Origin of the sequence: Paraburkholderia phytofirmans PsJN (assembly GCF_000020125.1) — a bacterium.
GTDB lineage: Bacteria > Pseudomonadota > Gammaproteobacteria > Burkholderiales > Burkholderiaceae > Paraburkholderia > Paraburkholderia phytofirmans.
The window spans coordinates 1168517-1183424 of record NC_010676.1 but is presented as its reverse complement, the minus strand read 5'-3'; the positions used below and the strand labels follow the sequence as shown (position 1 = coordinate 1183424).

The window sequence follows — 14908 nt, the reverse complement described above, 5'->3', positions numbered from 1 at the left end:
ATCACTCTTCTACAAGACAGGGTGCTCCTCGTGGGCGGAGAAGGGCTCGCAAGCGCGTGGTTTTTTGCATGCAACGAAGCGACATCAACTTTTCGAGGATGGAGAAAACGTGAAAACAGTCAATCTTTTGAAGGCGCTCGGCATCGCATTGTGTTTGGCAACGGCGTCCAGCGCCTATGCGCAGGCGAGCGACGCGATGGCGTCCGGCGACATGGCGGCGCCCAGTGCCAAAACGGTCAAGAAGGCAGACCGCGCGCTGGGTCTGCAAGTGCGCAAGGCTCTCTCGAGGGCGCAGGGTTTTGACGTGTCGAACGTGTTCGTCCGGGCCCGTGGCGGCGCGGTGACGATCACCGGATCTGTGCCCGACGGCGCGCAGATTCCGCAGGCAGAGGAAGTGGCGAAAGGTGTGGCCGGCGTGAAGTCGGTGAACAACAGGCTCACCATCGGCACGCAAGGCGGCGGAGGTTGAGCGCCCGCTTTCACCCGATGAGTTGCCGGTGACCTCAGGCAACGCCGCTCGCCGCTCGATGCGAGCGTGAGGCGTTGCCTGTCGTCCTAGTATTTGAAACGCTTATTGAAGCGCCCGTTGAAACCTACGTGCGAGCGCCTATCGTCGGACGAGGCCGACCACGTAACGGCACACGTCTTTGCCCACGTTGAAGAATTCGCATTCGAGCGGCGCCCCGAGTTGCAGACAATCCCCCGCTTCCAGCCGATAAACCTGCTTGCCCTCCCGGAAGGTCAACACCCCGAGCGTCACCCAGATCTGTTGATGCTGGAACACGAAAGCATCCGGCGGGTACGGTACTTTCACGCCCGGCGGCAGTTCTATCTCCAGCAATTCCAGCACACCGCCCGTGGGCGGCGAGATGCGCCGGCGCGTGTAGCCGGTTTCCGGGTCTTGCCAGACTAACTGGTCCGCATGCCGCACGAGCCGTTCGCCAGTCTGCTCGGCGAGCGCCAGCAAGGTCGACAAGGTCAGGCCGAACGCGCCAGACAGACGCCCGAGCACCGTCGCCGTAGGGCTCGCCTCGCCTCGTTCGATCTTGCTGATCATCGCCTTCGACACGCCCGAGCGCTCCGCCAGTTCGCTCAGCGACCAGTTGCGCGCCTCGCGCTCGGTCTTCACGCGCAAGGAGATCGCCTGGGTCAGATCGATGGCAGCGGATTCGGACATGGAAAGATGGACGCGTTGGAGAGTGAGGAAGATGGGCCCCGCAAATTATATCGAGGCCGTGTGGTCATCGACGCTGATCGCTGCGCTCGCCTCGCCGCTCATTAAAAGCCGAAATCAATGTCTTGCATAGTGATTTTTCGTCCACTATATTAAACGCAAGATCGCGACAGCAAGCCGCAAAAGAGCACGCGACTCGAACGCCCAGCCATGAGCATTCGTCCACCCAGCCGGAAGACACCATGCCGAAGGAAATCGTTCTCAACGCTTTTGACATGAACTGCGTCGGCCACATCCAGCAAGGCATGTGGACCCATCCGCGCGATCAGTCCGCGCGCTATACGGATCTACAGTACTGGACCGACTACGCCCGCACGCTCGAAGCGGGCCTGTTCGACGGCATCTTTTTCGCCGATGTCGCCGGCGTCTACGACGTCTACGGCGGCAATCCCGACGCAGCCATTCGCGGCGCCGTGCAGGTACCGGTCAACGACCCGACGCTGCTGATTCCCGCCATGGCCGCGGTGACGCGTCATCTGTCGTTCGGCGTCACGTCCAATCTCACGGTCGAGCAGCCGTATCTGTTCGCCCGGCGCATGTCGACGCTCGATCATCTGACGCGCGGCCGGGTCGGCTGGAACATCGTCACCGGTTATCTGGACAGCGCCTCGCGCGCGATCGGCCTGAGCGGCCAGATGGCGCACGACGACCGCTACGACCTCGCCGACGAATACATGGAACTGGTCTACAAACTGTGGGAATGCAGTTGGGAAGACAGCGCGGTGTTGCGCGACAAGATCCAGGGCGTGTATGCGGACGCGTCGAAGGTGCACGTGATCCACCATCACGGCAAGCAGTATCGGGTCGACGCCATGCATCTGAGCGAGCCGTCGCCGCAGCGCACGCCGGTGCTGTATCAGGCGGGGTCGTCGGCGCGCGGCAAACGGTTCGCCGCGGCGCACGCGGAGTGTGTGTTCGTCAACGGCCAGGCGAGGCCGGCCGTGAAGGCAATCGTCGACGATATCCGCGCGCACGCGGTTGCAGGCGGCCGCAAAGCCGACGACATCAAGGTGCTGCTCGGGCAAACCGTCATCACCGGACGCACGGACAGCGAGGCGCAGGAGAAGTACGCGGAGTACCGCCGTTATGTCAGCTCCGAGGCGGCGCTCGTGCATGCGGCAGCCTCGCTCGGGATCGACTTCGCGCGCTACGACCTCGACGAGCCGATCGAAACCGGCAAGAGCCAGGCCATCGTATCGAACGTCGAGGCCATGACGCGCGCGGCGGGCCCGCAGTGGACGAGACGCAAGCTGCTTGAACAGATGGTGCTGGGCAGCCGTCAGGCGCCGCTGGTCGGCTCGGCCGAGCGAGTGGCGAACGAGCTGATCGCGTGGACCGAAGTAGCGGGCGTGGATGGTTTCAACCTGTCGCGTACGGTCGCGCCGGAATGCTTCGAGGATTTCATCACGCACGTCGTGCCGGTTCTGCAGGAACGCGGCGCTTACAAGCATGCGTATCGTGACGGCACGTTGCGCGAGAAACTCTTCGGGCATGCGCGTCTGCCTGCGAACCATACGGCGGCGAAATTCCGCTCGCCGGATTGTGCCGCCGCGCCCATCTCAAACGATGCCTGACACCAGCAACGTGATACACGCTTCAGTCGCGCGCATTCGGCTGCCAGGCGCGAAGCTGCAAGATACCGCTCGCCGGTTTGCACCGCCGCACTGGTTCCTGGTCATCCTTATCAATGGCATCGTCATGCAGATTCTCACTTCGTGCCGGCCGCGCCGTCATGCTGCGGCACAACGATTCTTTCGCAGAGGCTCACATGCTTGACAGGAGCACTTTCCGCGACGCGATGGCCGGTCTCGGCGCCGCCGTCAACATCATCACGAGCGACGGCGCGGCGGGCCTGGCCGGTTGCACCGCGTCCGCGGTGTGCGGAGTGACCGACGAGCCGCCCACCCTGCTCGTCTGCATCAATCGCAGCAGCCGCAACAACGCGGCTTTCCGCGCCAACGGCAAACTCTGCGTCAATGTGCTCAGCGCCGAACAGCAGACGCTCGCCGCGCACTTCGCCACCGGCACGCTGCCGATAGCCGAACGCTTTGCCGCCGCGCAATGGGACACCCTCGCGACGGGCGCACCGGTCCTGCACGGCGCGCTCGCTTCGCTGGACTGCGAGATCGAATCGGTGACCGAAGTCGGCACGCACACGGTGTTCTTCTGCGCGGTAAAAGCGGCGCATACGCATGTCGAAGGCGACGCGCTGATCTACTACGGCCGCCGCTATCACCGCGTCGGCACGCGCTCCCTGCACGCGACGCATGCGGCCGCGGCCAGCGACGCGCTCGCTGCCGAATCGGCCGGTTAACGGACGATGAAGCGCACGATGTCCCGCACAACACTCGCATGAAAGAAGCCTCGGCAAACCCGCACCGACCGAGCCGCGCGGCAGCCGGCAAGACGCGTTCGCTCGCGATTCTGCTGCTTTGCCAGGTGGGCGCGATGAGCGTGTGGTTTTCATCGTCGGCGGTGGTGGCGATCGTCAGGCAGGCCGAGAGTCTGTCCGCCATGCAAGCGACCCTGCTCACCAGCGCCGTGCAGGCCGGGTTCGTGGCCGGCACTGTCACGAGCGCCCTGCTCTCGCTTGCGGACCGCTTCGATCCACGGCGGCTCTTCATGCTCAGCGCGCTGACGGCGGGCGCGGCCACCGCGTGTCTCGTCTTCCTCACGCCGGCGAGTCCGCTCGCGATCCTGCTGCGGCTGCTGACCGGCATCTGCATGGCCGGCGTTTATCCCGTCGGCATGCGGCTCGCGGCGACGTGGGCGAAAGGCGATCTCGGTCTGTTGATCGGGCTGCTGGTCGGCGCGCTGACCTTCGGCTCGGCGAGTCCGCATCTGCTGGCGGCGCTCGGCGGTTCGAACTGGCGCGCGATCTATGGCATCTCGGCGTGCTGCGCGCTATTGGCGGGCGTCGCGATTCTGCTGTGCGGCGTCGGGCCGAATATGGCGCGCGCGACGCGCATCGAATGGTCCGCGCTGGCCGGCGCCTGGCGCAACCGCGCGCTGCGGCTCGCGAACCTCGGTTATCTCGGCCACATGTGGGAGTTGTACGCGATGTGGGCATGGCTCGCCGTCTTCCTGCAAGCGAGCTTTGCGGCAGCCGGCATGCGAGAGCCGCGCGCGGCGGCCGAATGGCTCACCTTCGGCGCGGTCGCGGCAGGCGCGCTCGGCGCGTGGCTCGGCGGCGTGCTGGCGGACCGGCTCGGCCGCACCACGGTGACGATCGGCGCGATGGCCGTGAGCGGCGCGTGCGCGGCCTTGATGGGCTGGCTGCTCGGCGCGCCGGTCTGGCTGGTCGGCTGCGTGGCGCTGTGCTGGGGGATCTCCGTGATCGCCGATTCCGCGCAGTTCTCGGCGAGCATTGCGGAGCTCGCCGAGCCGGCGTCGATCGGCACGTTATTGACCGCGCAAACCTGCGCGGGTTTTCTGTTGACGCTGGTGAGCATTCATCTGGTGCCGGACGTCGTCGGGTTGGCGGGTTGGCGCGGCGCCTTCAGCATGCTTGCCGTCGGGCCGCTGCTCGGTTGTATCGCGATGGCGCGGTTGCGGCGCTTACCGGATGCGCGACGGCTTGCGGGCGGCCGGCGTTAGAACGCCGGCCGCTACTTGCCTGGTCATCCTCTCCAATGTCCCGGCACCCACGCCCAATGATTGCCTTCCCAACGATAATGGCCCTTCACCCAGTGATAACCGGGCGCGGGCGCGGCGGGCACCACCTCGACGAGCGGCTCGGGTTGCGGCGGACGCGCCGGCTCGACCACGCAGGCCGATAATAGTGCGGCGCAAAGAGCCGCGAGCGATGCGGCGCGTACGTTCGATCTGATTTTCAAGTTTCCTCTCCTGAGTGTTTTCGTTTGGATGTGAGCCGCTCATCTTGCCGACTCGCTGGATGACACCGTGTGTCCCGGCAACATGCCGGCTCGCCGGGCGACTTCATGTGAGCGGCTCGCTTTGCAGCTCTTTGAACAACATCCTCTGCGCCGGTCCCGTTGGCGGATCTCTGCCCGGCAACATGGACAAAAGTGGACTGATTCGCTGCATCCGGCCAGTGTCCATGCGCCGCTACGCGCGCACGATGCCGCTCAGCGGCCGCCCCGCCGACGTCCGCCCGAACAGCGCGGACGCCGTGCGTTGCGGATCGAGCCCGAGACTTTCGCTCGCGGTGCCGGCGATCAACGCGTCGAGCGAGGTGGTCGGCTTGAGATCGCGCGCCTCGTACAGATTGTGAGGCGCGAGACCCGGCCAGTCGGCAATCACGCGTCCGCCCTGCACCGAGCCGCCGAGCACCATCGCCACCGACCCCGTGCCGTGATCGGTGCCGCCCGTGCCGTTGGCGGCGGCTGTTCTGCCGAACTCCGTCGCGACCAGCACGGTGGTCTTGCTCCACAGCGGGCCCATGCCGTCGCGCAACGACGCAAGCATGGTGTCGAGCGCCTTCAACTGGTTGCCGAGGCGCGCGTTCTGCGCGCTGTGCGTATCCCAGCCGCCAGTTTCGATCATCGCGATGCGTGGCCCGTTCTCGCGCGACAGGAACCCCGCGGCGAGCTTGCCGAGACTCGCGGGATCCTGGCGCGCACCGGCGTCGCCCGCGAGACCGCGCGCGGTCATCGCCGACTCCCACAGCGGACGCAATTGCGCGTCCTGATCGTAGAGTTGCGAGACGCGCGCGAGAAGATCGTCAGGGGCTTGCGGCAGCGCCGAAGGCGCATACGACGTGACCGACGCCGGCCCGCGCAGCGCCATCGGCACGGTCGGCGCGAACGCGATCGCGTTCTCACGCGTGGCGGGCAGTTGCGCGACGAGCCGGTTCAGCCAGCCGTCTTTCATCTGATACGGCGAGGTGCCGCCGGTCTCGAGCACGTTCTGTCCGTCGAAGTGCGAACGGTCGCGATACGGCGACGCCACTGCGTGGACGAACAGCGCCTGATGGTTCGCATACATTGCGGCGGTCTGGACCATCGCGGGATGCAGCGCGAAGCTGCCGTCCAGACGCGGCGCGTTCGAAGTGTCGACGGCAAGCGCGCCGCGCAATGTGGCGTAGGCCGGTTCGGCGTACGGCACGACGATGTTCAGACCGTCGGCGGCGCCGCGCTGGATCACGAACACGAAACGGCGCTCGGTGGCGACGCTCGCGAACGCGATGTGCGGCGACACGAGCATCGCGCCCGCGCCCGCAGCGGCGACGCTCAGAAACTTGCGGCGTGACAGCATGGCATTCATCTCCGTTGAAAATCCGGCGAGACCAGCAACAAAGCGATCGCCGTCGAGGCGCTTTCGGCGCGCGAGACTGCGGTGGCAGTCGGCGCACTGAGCGAACCGGCGAGCAGCGTCTGGCCGAGTGCGCGTGCATCGAGCCGGTCGCCGACTTGCGACGCGAAACGCTGCGCCACTTCGACCCGGCGCACGAGCGCGTCGGGCGCGGCCCAGCTCGCGGCGATGTCGTCGTAACCGGCGGGCGAGCCGGGACGCCAGACCGGCTGACCGAGCTGCGTGAGAATGGGCGCCGTCTGCAGCTTGCCGAGGTCCTGCCAGCCGAGGCCGCGCATCGAGGAAATGGTCCACTCCCACGGCGTTTTGAATTTCACTGCGGTGGGCGACCACGCTTGCGGCATATCGATCAACGCGCGATACACGGCCGGCAGATCGCCGCCGCTGCGCTCGAACGCGCTAGCCAGATGTTCGCTCACGCCGGGCGGCGGATTGTCGGCAACGAAATGACGTGCCAGCTTGCCGCCGATATGCTGCGCGGTCGCCGGCGCGCTCGCGAGGTCGTGCAGGATCGCGAGCGCCTGCTCTTCTCCGAGCTGATCGTAGCGACGTCCCATGATGGTCCGCGAACCGGGTTCGTGCAGCGCGGCGCGAAACACGAAGGTGCCCGGCGCGGTGTTCTGCTGCATGGCTAGCCGACCCGCGTTGCCGGGGTTGGCCGGATTGCCCGCGACGCTCCAGCCGGTCAGCGCACGGGCGAATTCGGTGACGTCGTCCTGGCTGTAGCCGCTGCGCACGCCGAGCGTGTGCAGTTCCATGATTTCGCGCGCGAGGTTTTCGTTCAGACCGCGCTTGCGCTCCGGGTTGCGCTGCGCGGCACGCATGGCCGCCGTGCTGTCCGGTCCGACCGAGCGCGTCTGATCGAGGAACACCTGCATGGCCGGATGACGTTCGACGGCCACCAGCATGTCTTCGAAACGGCCCAGCACGTGCGGGCGAATGGCTTCGGCCTCGAACGAACCGGCCAGCGCAGCGACGCCGGGCTTCTCGGTGGAAACCGCGAAATGATTGGCCCAGAAATGCACCAGCCGCTCGATGAACGGCGTCTGCGTGGTCAGCGCACTCGTCACCCGTGCATTCACCGATGAGCGGTACATGTCGAGTATTTCACCGCGAATTGCTTTTCGTTCGGCCTGCCTGGCGGTTTGCGCGTTCGCTTGCGTTGAGTTGGGCGTGTCTGCCTGTGCGTTTGTTTGTGGGTTTGCCTGAGCACGGATTTGCCCGTCAGGCACGGCCACGTTTTGCACGTTCGCGGCACTCGTCGCCGTGCCCTCAGTCGCACTCTGACGAGCCTGCTGATTGAACTGCATGCGCTGCTGCACGAGTTCAGTAGAAAGCGCCACGGAGTCGGGCTGATTCGCCCACGCGGCCGGCCGTGCCTGGTACTGTTCGAACTGCGCGAGCAGCCAGCCTTTCGGATCGGCGGGCGGCGTGTCGTCGGCACGTGCGCCCAGGCCGAAGCGGTTGAGCGCAATCGCCGCGGCGTTCAGGTTCGGTGAGTTGGCCATACCATCCTCTTCGGCTGTGGATAGTCCTTAAACGGCTGTCACGCGAAACTCCGTCGCAGGTGCCGCAGTTTTTTTACTCGCCCGAAGTTCCGCTCGATGCCTGACTCGCCGGCTTCTTCGCATTCGGCGCGGGCGCGGGTTCGCGCCATTGCCCACGCAGCTTCAGACTGTCGGCGAATTGAACGCGCTCCTCGGGCGACAAGGTCGCCGCGAAGTCGGCCACGCTGCCTTCCACCTGCGCGCGCAGATGGCTGTCGGCCTCGCGCGTGCGTTCGAGCGCGGCGTCCAGCGCGGCACGATCGAACTGCGGCGCCGCCAGCAGACGCAACACTTCGCGACGCCCTTCGCGGCCTTCGCGGGCATATTGCCGGCCGTCGCGGCGTGCTTCTTTCAGGCCGTCGATAAAGGCTTTCTGCCGCTCAGCGGATAGCGTTTGCGCGGCGAAGCGCAGCGCGCGCTGCTGCGCCAGCACGGGCGCCGCTGCGCCGCGCGCGGCAAACCATTGATAGGCACCCCCGACGATCGCGCCCACCAGAAACACATTCAGCACCAGCGAGGCTACCAGCACGACTTTCCACGATCGGCCGTTCATTCGTCGCTCCAATCGGCGGATGCCCCACCGAAGCTCGAAGTCAAATAAGACGACTCATGCGCGAGCGGCGCCTGCGCCGCGGTCTCCGTCAACACGAAGAACGACACGGCGAAAGCGCCGGCTACGCCGCCCAGTAGCCCAACGCCCGCGACCGCCGCGCCCGACCACCACAGGCGGCGTCGTGGCGGCGCCGGCTGCCGCACCGGTGCGCTGTCGAGCACGCGCTCGAGCAGGGCCGCGCCCGGCGGCTCGACCTTGTCGGCGGCGAGCCACGCGTCGACGCCGGCCGCCTGCGCCAGCAGCGCGTCGGCTTCGGCGTGATGCGAGTGCGCCCACGCCTGCGCCGCCGCGCGCTCCTGTTGCGGCCAGCGGCGCGGCTCGGCGCCGTAGGCCTCGACGATCTGCTGAAATCTTTCGGGCGTCATGACTTGTCCTTGCTAAGGCCGCTGCCGGCCAGTTGAGCGCGCAGATTGCGGCGCGCGCGTGCCAGCAGACTTTCCAACGCATCGACGCTGATGCCCATCAGGGCTGCGGCGTCGATGTTCGACATCTCCTGGTAGTAGTTGAGCACCAGCGCCTCGCGCTGGCGTGCCGGCAACGCGGCGAGTGCGTCGCGAACCCGCTGGTCCTGGGCGCGCGCTTCGAGTCCGGCCTCGGGCAACGGCGCGGGATCGGCCTCCTCGGGCAGCTCGTCGCGCGGCTCTTCGCGCCGGCCGCGCAGCCGGTCATAGCAGAGATTGAGCGCGACGCGATGAATCCACGTGTCGAACTTCGCCTCGCCTTCGCGCCAGCGCGACGCCTGTTTCCAGATGCGCACGAACACCTCCTGCGCCACGTCTTCCGCTTCCATGCGGTCGCCCAGCATGCGAGTGGCGAGCGCAAGCAGACGCGGCAGCTTGCGCGCGACGAGCGAGCGGACGGCGGCCGGATCTTGCCGGCCGATCTGTTCGAGCAATTGCGCGTCGGGGTCGCGTTCGCTCAAGACATGGCGCTCCTCAGCGCGAGTGCGTGGCGCCGCACGAAACGCGCCGCGGGACGGACGTCAGTCGCGCACAAGCCGCTCATTCCGATGCCTCTCATGCCGGCTACACCTCATATGGATGGTTGCACGCGCACCGGTTCGAACGGTGCGCGCGGATGGCGAAGACGGCATGTCTCGCCATGCATAAGCGCAATCAATATACGACGACCGCCGGCCGATAGTAGGCCGGCCGCGCCGGGTACACCACACAGCCGGCGAGCGTAGCCGCCAGCAGAATCATCACGAGCGTTTTCATATCAGTCTGCCTGGTTGGAGAACGCAGCGGGTCGAAAAAGATCGACCGCCGTGGCGCTCGCGGGTCATGCCCAGTGGCCTTCCACCCAGCGCCAGTTCGGACCGCGCGCCACCCAGTGTCCCGGCACCCAGCGATGACCGACGCGCACCGCCTGCCAGTGGCCGCCCACCCACACATAACGGCCCTGGACCCAGCGCCAGTGGCCCGGATCCCATGCGTAACCCGCGCGCGGCGCCGGCACCACTTCGACGCGCGCCGGCGGCGGCGCCGTCGGCGCGACGATCACTGCTTGCGCGAAGGCCGGCGCGGCGCTGAACGTGGCGGCGCCGGTCAGCGCGGCAGTCAGCATGACGGTAAGCAGGCGAACCGGTTTATTGGATGTCATGTTGGTTTCTCCCATTAAAAGCCGAAGCCGGAAAGCGGCTCCGTTTCCTGTTGAACGCAGCAGCGACAACAATCCGTCGCGGCGGCAGTGTGAAAAATCAAAAAGGAAAGAAGGATGCGGGAAAAAACGCGGTGAAACGCGAGGCGCAGCGTCGCAGCCGGTTCCGCATCGCAATGCGGCGTCAGCAGAATGACAGCAAGAGTTAGGCAATTGAATAAAAAGCGAGGGATTCGGTAAGGTTCGCGCCCCGAAATCTTAATTAACGAATGGTCCAATGCGCGCAGTTTGTCGCGGTAAGACCACTAGCGCCAACTGTATTTCCAACAATATTCCCAGCGAAACATCCACACCTGCGTCGATGCAAACGCTGAACGGCGAAGTCGAATCTGGAGCCTTTCAAATGTTCCGTAGAACCCTCTTACCCATCCCGTTCGCGGCGTTGCTTACGCTCGCAGCCTGCGGCAACAACAGCGTGAACTCGCCCGCGCCGGTGGTATCGGCTCAGGACGCGGTGGCCACGGCCACGCCGATCAAGCACGTGGTGGTGATTTTCGGCGAGAACGTTTCGTTCGATCATTACTTCGGCACCTATCCGAACGCTTCCAACCCGACCGGCGAGCCGCAATTCGTGGCAGCCGCCGGCACGCCCACGGTCAACAACCTCAGCAGCAACAACCTGATCACGGCGAATCCGAACGCGCTGGCCACTTCGCCGAACACGGCGGGCCGCACGGTCGGCAGCGTGACGATCGCGGGCCTCGGCCTGCCGGCAGCCGATCTGCTGCCGTTCCGCCTGGACCGCTCGCAAGCCAATACGTCGAGCCAGAACCACGCCTATGCGGCCGAACAACTCGCCTACAACAACGGCGCGATGGACGCGTTCCCGCTCTTCACGGCAGCCAATTCGACCATCGCCGGCAGCACCGGCGCGTTCGCCACGAAAGGTCAGGTGCTCGGCTACTTCGACGGCAACACGGTCACGGCTCTGTGGAACTACGCGCAGAACTTCGCGATGAACCAGAACGCGTACACGGACACGTACGGTCCGTCGACGCCGGGTGCGCTCGCAGTGGTGTCCGGCCAGAACAACGGCGTGGTCCTGACCGGCGGCACGTCGGCTAACGCGATTCCCGACTCGGCAGGCAGCTTCACGATGATCGGCGACCTCGACCCGACCGGCGACGTCTGCACGATCGCGGCAAAAAGCTCGCCGACCGGCGCGATGTCGTCGAATAACAAGAATATCGGCGACCTGCTCAACGCGAAGGGGCTGACGTGGGGCGGCTTCATGGGCGGCTTCAATCTGCAGACCGTCAACGCCAACGGCACGACCGGCTGCGCGCGTTCGACCTTCTCGCAAGTGCTGAACGCGACCAAGACAGACTACGTGCAGCATCACGCGTGGTTCCAGTATTACGCGAGCACGGCTAACCTGGCGCATACGCGTCCGTCGTCGGCGGCGGTGATCGGCTCCACGGATCCGCTCGACAACACGGCAACGCCGGTGCACCACCAGTACGACACCGACGACTTCTTCGCCGCGGTAAAGGCGGGCAACTATCCGTCCGTCAACTTCCTGAAGGCGCCGGCGATCGGCGACGGCCACCCGGGCAATTCGGACCCGATCGACGAACAGGCTTTCGTCACGAAGGTGATCAACTTCCTGCAACAGCAGCCTGACTGGAAGAACACCGCCGTGATCATCGCCTACGACGATTCGGACGGCTGGTACGACCACCGTTTCAAGGCACCGACGAGCGCCTCGTTCGATTCGACCACCGCGCAATCCGCGGGCGGCAAGACGGTGGCGGGCACCGACAACCTGAGCGGCGTGGGTCAATGCACGGCAGCGGGCGCGGTGCAGCCGCAGGGCGTGAACGGCGGCGCGGTGAACGGCCGTTGCGGCCCGGGTACGCGTACGCCGTTTATCGTGGTGTCGCCGTGGGCCAAGGTCAACTTCGTCGACGATACGCCGATCACCCAGGCTTCCGTGGTGCGCTTTATCGAGGACAACTGGCTGGGCGGTCAACGCCTGGGCGGCGGTTCGTTCGACGCGACGGCGGGCAGCATCATGAACATGTTCAACTTCACGGGCTCCGGCAACAATCCGGCGCTGTTCCTGGATCAGAACCTGGGTACCAAACTGGCAGCCGCGCCGGCAATCTGATCCGCGGACGTGCCTCGCGCTCTTCTCCTGCGCTTGCCGTTGCGTGATGCACGAGTCGCATGCGTGCCTCACGCCGCGCGGCGCCGCGTAGTGAAAAGCGTCGCGCATCCCAAGTCGTAGTTGGGCGTCGAGCCAGTGCAAACGTGCTGGCTCGACTTTGCATTTTTATCGCAGCCGATCGAATCAACTGTCATCACCGCCATGAACCATCCTTCTGACGCCGCCTTGTCTTCGCCTCTGCCCGCAGGCGGCGAGCCCGGCCCCGTGATTACCCGCCGCTCGTGGCTCAGGCTGCTCGCGTGGAGCGCGGCAGGTATCGTGCTCGCGATCATCGTCTATTGCGCGTATGCGCTCGTGTACCCGGAGCGCGCGCCGTCCGCTATCGGCGAGATCGTCGAGGAAATCACCGGCGCGAATCCGCATCCTGTGACGTTGATGCGTCCGCAAAATGCGCCGCTGAGCGCCGTGGCGCTGCTAGGCAAACAGATTTTCTTCGACCAGAGTTTGTCGGCCTCGGGCACGCAGTCGTGTGCTTCGTGTCACTCGCCGCAGCATTCGTATGGGCCGGACAACGCGTTTCCGGTGCAACTCGGCGGCGCGCATATGAACCTGGCGGGTTATCGTCCGCCGCCGTCGCTCACCTATCTGTACCGTCAGGCGCCGTTCAGCATCGGCCCGGATCAGGGCGACACCGACGTGCCGGTGGATATGACGCAACTGGCAACGCAAGCCGCCGGCGTGCAGCGCGCGCAAAAGACCGCGCTCGCCGCGCCCGCCGCTCCGGCAATGGTGCCGCAAGGCGGTTTGTTCTGGGACGGCCGTGCCGATACTTTGCAGGACCAGGCACTCGGACCTTTGACCAACCCGGTGGAAATGGCCAACGCAACGCCGGCAGATGTCGCTCACAAGCTGCTGGCGACCAAATATGTGGATCAATTCAAGCAGATCTTCGGACCGGGTATCGTCACCAACCCGAGCCTGATGGTGTCCGAGGCGATGTTCGCCGTGGGGCGTTATCAGATCGAGGATCAATCGTTCCACGCTTTCAGCAGCAAGTACGACTACTGGCTCGAAGGCAAGGCGCGTTTGACGCATGCCGAGCTGCACGGCTTGCAGTTGTTCAACGACAAGGACAAGGCGAACTGCGCCGGCTGCCACTTGAGCCAGCCGAGCAAGGACGGCTTGCCGCCAGTGTTCACCGACACGCAATACGAAGCGCTCGGCGTGCCGCGCAATCCGGCGATTCCGGCCAACAAGGATCCGAAGTTCTTCGACATGGGCGTGTGCGGCCCATTCCGCAACGACCTTGCCAAACAGACACAGTATTGCGGCATGTTCCTCACGCCGACGCTGCGCAATTCGGCTGAACGCAAGGTGTTTTTCCACAACGGCGTGTACCACGATCTCAAGCAGGTGATGGACTTCTACAACCTGCGCAATACGTCGCCGGAGAAAATCTATCCGCGCGATGCGTCGGGCAAGGTGCAGAAGTACAACGATCTGCCGGCTCAGTACCACGCCAACGTGGACGTGGCCGACGCGCCGTTCGACCGCAAGTTCGGCGATCAGCCGGCCATGAGCGATGAGGATATTCAGGACATCATCGCGTTCATGAAGACGCTGAGCGACGGGTACAAGAACTGAGTTGCATGTGTCGTCGTGCCGTGAAGGCCGCACACGCGGCCTTCACGCTGCGGCGCGCGAGCCGGTGAGGTATCCTTGCCGGTTCCGCGAACTTTATCCGTCCCCTGCCCGATGGCCGATTTCCCCTTCGACGCCGTACTCTTCGACTGCGACGGCGTGCTCGTCGACTCCGAACCCATCACCAACCGCGTGCTCACCGACATGCTCGGCGAGCTGGGCTGGCATTTGAGCGTCGAAGAGACCATGCGTATTTTCGTCGGCAAAGCCGTTCGGGACGAAGCCGCGTTGATCGAAGCGCGCACCGGTGTCGCGATCACGACCGACTGGCTCATGCAGTTTCGCGAGCGACGCAATGCCGCGCTGGATCTCGAACTGGTCGCGATCCCCGGCGCGCCGGATGCGGTGCGCGCGCTTCATGCGGCGCTGAATGGGCGCATTGCGGTGGCGTCAGGCGCGGATCGTATCAAGGTGGAAATGCAGTTGGTGAAGGCCGGCATTTTCGACTGCTTCGAAGGACGCATTTTCAGCGGCCATGAAATGCCTCGCAGCAAGCCCTTTCCTGACGTCTACCTGGCGGCGGCCGCGGCGCTGGATGTGGATCCGCGCCGTTGCGCGGTGATCGAAGACACGGTGACAGGCGCGACCGCAGGCGTGGCTGCGGGCGCGACGGTGTTCGGTTATTGCCCGCTCGAACTCGGCCACAGCAGCGCGACCGCCTTGCATGGCGCGGGTGCCGCGCATGTGTTCAGGGACATGGGTGCGTTGCCCGCTTTGCTGGCGGGATGGCGCGCTCAAACGCACTGACGAAGGTGCAGACTGCGGCGCCG

At 65.4% G+C, this 14908-nt stretch carries 14 protein-coding genes and 1 pseudogene; 7 read left to right on the top strand and 8 right to left on the bottom strand.

Annotated elements, in window-relative coordinates; all coding sequences use genetic code 11:
* The first annotated feature begins 109 nt into the window (after nucleotides 1-109).
* Complete coding sequence (locus tag BPHYT_RS25020; RefSeq protein WP_012426906.1) at nucleotides 110-469, top strand: BON domain-containing protein; 360 nt, start codon at nucleotides 110-112, stop codon at nucleotides 467-469.
* A gap of 138 nt (nucleotides 470-607) precedes the next feature.
* On the opposite strand, the gene BPHYT_RS25015 is transcribed toward BPHYT_RS25020, so the two are convergent.
* Nucleotides 608-1177, bottom strand: a complete 570-nt coding sequence (locus BPHYT_RS25015; protein WP_012426905.1) for a helix-turn-helix domain-containing protein — start codon at nucleotides 1175-1177, stop codon at nucleotides 608-610.
* A gap of 239 nt (nucleotides 1178-1416) precedes the next feature.
* On the opposite strand from BPHYT_RS25015, the gene BPHYT_RS25010 reads away from it, so the two are divergent.
* The 3 genes from BPHYT_RS25010 to BPHYT_RS25000 all read left to right on the top strand — a co-directional run bounded on the left by BPHYT_RS25010 (nucleotide 1417) and on the right by BPHYT_RS25000 (nucleotide 4831).
* Nucleotides 1417-2808, top strand: a complete 1392-nt coding sequence (locus BPHYT_RS25010; RefSeq protein ID WP_012426904.1) for an LLM class flavin-dependent oxidoreductase — start codon at nucleotides 1417-1419, stop codon at nucleotides 2806-2808.
* A gap of 194 nt (nucleotides 2809-3002) precedes the next feature.
* Nucleotides 3003-3548, top strand: coding sequence for a flavin reductase (locus tag BPHYT_RS25005; RefSeq protein WP_012426903.1), 546 nt, complete (start codon nucleotides 3003-3005; stop codon nucleotides 3546-3548).
* A gap of 38 nt (nucleotides 3549-3586) precedes the next feature.
* Nucleotides 3587-4831, top strand: coding sequence for an MFS transporter (locus BPHYT_RS25000; RefSeq protein ID WP_012426902.1), 1245 nt, complete (start codon nucleotides 3587-3589; stop codon nucleotides 4829-4831).
* A 23-nt stretch (nucleotides 4832-4854) separates the two neighbouring features.
* Here the strand turns inward: BPHYT_RS25000 and BPHYT_RS37485 are convergent, their stop codons facing one another.
* From BPHYT_RS37485 to BPHYT_RS24965, 7 genes and pseudogenes are all read right to left on the bottom strand, one after another.
* The gene (locus tag BPHYT_RS37485) at nucleotides 4855-5070 is read right to left on the bottom strand and encodes a YXWGXW repeat-containing protein (RefSeq protein WP_012426901.1); all 216 of its coding nucleotides are present in this window, start codon (nucleotides 5068-5070) and stop codon (nucleotides 4855-4857) included.
* Between the two features lie 232 nt (nucleotides 5071-5302).
* Complete coding sequence (locus BPHYT_RS24995; RefSeq protein WP_012426900.1) at nucleotides 5303-6451, bottom strand: DUF1501 domain-containing protein; 1149 nt, start codon at nucleotides 6449-6451, stop codon at nucleotides 5303-5305.
* Between the two features lie 5 nt (nucleotides 6452-6456).
* On the bottom strand, nucleotides 6457-8016 hold the full coding sequence (locus BPHYT_RS24990) for a DUF1800 domain-containing protein (protein WP_012426899.1): 1560 nt from the start codon (nucleotides 8014-8016) through the stop codon (nucleotides 6457-6459).
* Nucleotides 8017-8089: 73 nt separating this feature from the next.
* Entirely contained in the window at nucleotides 8090-8608 is a 519-nt protein-coding gene (locus BPHYT_RS24985; protein WP_012426898.1) for a periplasmic heavy metal sensor, read from the bottom strand.
* Nucleotides 8605-9033, bottom strand: a complete 429-nt coding sequence (locus BPHYT_RS24980; RefSeq protein WP_012426897.1) for a hypothetical protein — start codon at nucleotides 9031-9033, stop codon at nucleotides 8605-8607. The genes BPHYT_RS24985 and BPHYT_RS24980 overlap by 4 nt, the downstream gene beginning before the upstream one ends.
* Nucleotides 9030-9617: pseudogene (locus BPHYT_RS24975) on the bottom strand (RNA polymerase sigma factor); the annotation flags it as partial. The pseudogene BPHYT_RS24975 and the gene BPHYT_RS24980, both read right to left, overlap by 4 nt.
* A gap of 332 nt (nucleotides 9618-9949) precedes the next feature.
* Complete coding sequence (locus BPHYT_RS24965; RefSeq protein ID WP_012426894.1) at nucleotides 9950-10270, bottom strand: YXWGXW repeat-containing protein; 321 nt, start codon at nucleotides 10268-10270, stop codon at nucleotides 9950-9952.
* Between the two features lie 400 nt (nucleotides 10271-10670).
* On the opposite strand from BPHYT_RS24965, the gene BPHYT_RS24960 reads away from it, so the two are divergent.
* From BPHYT_RS24960 to BPHYT_RS24950, 3 genes are all read left to right on the top strand, one after another.
* On the top strand, nucleotides 10671-12437 hold the full coding sequence (locus BPHYT_RS24960) for a phospholipase C (RefSeq protein WP_012426893.1): 1767 nt from the start codon (nucleotides 10671-10673) through the stop codon (nucleotides 12435-12437).
* 201 nt (nucleotides 12438-12638) lie between these two features.
* Nucleotides 12639-14081 carry a cytochrome-c peroxidase gene (locus BPHYT_RS24955; protein WP_012426892.1) on the top strand — a complete coding sequence of 481 codons (1443 nt, stop codon included), beginning with the start codon at nucleotides 12639-12641 and terminating at the stop codon, nucleotides 14079-14081.
* A 111-nt stretch (nucleotides 14082-14192) separates the two neighbouring features.
* On the top strand, nucleotides 14193-14885 hold the full coding sequence (locus tag BPHYT_RS24950; RefSeq protein ID WP_012426891.1) for an HAD family hydrolase: 693 nt from the start codon (nucleotides 14193-14195) through the stop codon (nucleotides 14883-14885).
* The last annotated feature ends 23 nt before the right edge of the window (nucleotides 14886-14908 follow it).

Coding starts and splice junctions, on each gene's coding strand:
- BPHYT_RS24985 (WP_012426898.1), bottom strand. CDS start 8,608: ATGAACGGCCGATCGTGGAAAGTCGTGCTGGTAGCCTCGCTGGTGCTG.
- BPHYT_RS25005 (WP_012426903.1), top strand. CDS start 3,003: ATGCTTGACAGGAGCACTTTCCGCGACGCGATGGCCGGTCTCGGCGCC.
- BPHYT_RS24990 (WP_012426899.1), bottom strand. CDS start 8,016: ATGGCCAACTCACCGAACCTGAACGCCGCGGCGATTGCGCTCAACCGC.
- BPHYT_RS24960 (WP_012426893.1), top strand. CDS start 10,671: ATGTTCCGTAGAACCCTCTTACCCATCCCGTTCGCGGCGTTGCTTACG.
- BPHYT_RS25015 (WP_012426905.1), bottom strand. CDS start 1,177: ATGTCCGAATCCGCTGCCATCGATCTGACCCAGGCGATCTCCTTGCGC.
- BPHYT_RS25000 (WP_012426902.1), top strand. CDS start 3,587: ATGAAAGAAGCCTCGGCAAACCCGCACCGACCGAGCCGCGCGGCAGCC.
- BPHYT_RS24950 (WP_012426891.1), top strand. CDS start 14,193: ATGGCCGATTTCCCCTTCGACGCCGTACTCTTCGACTGCGACGGCGTG.
- BPHYT_RS24965 (WP_012426894.1), bottom strand. CDS start 10,270: ATGACATCCAATAAACCGGTTCGCCTGCTTACCGTCATGCTGACTGCC.
- BPHYT_RS24980 (WP_012426897.1), bottom strand. CDS start 9,033: ATGACGCCCGAAAGATTTCAGCAGATCGTCGAGGCCTACGGCGCCGAG.
- BPHYT_RS25010 (WP_012426904.1), top strand. CDS start 1,417: ATGCCGAAGGAAATCGTTCTCAACGCTTTTGACATGAACTGCGTCGGC.
- BPHYT_RS24955 (WP_012426892.1), top strand. CDS start 12,639: ATGAACCATCCTTCTGACGCCGCCTTGTCTTCGCCTCTGCCCGCAGGC.
- BPHYT_RS24995 (WP_012426900.1), bottom strand. CDS start 6,451: ATGCTGTCACGCCGCAAGTTTCTGAGCGTCGCCGCTGCGGGCGCGGGC.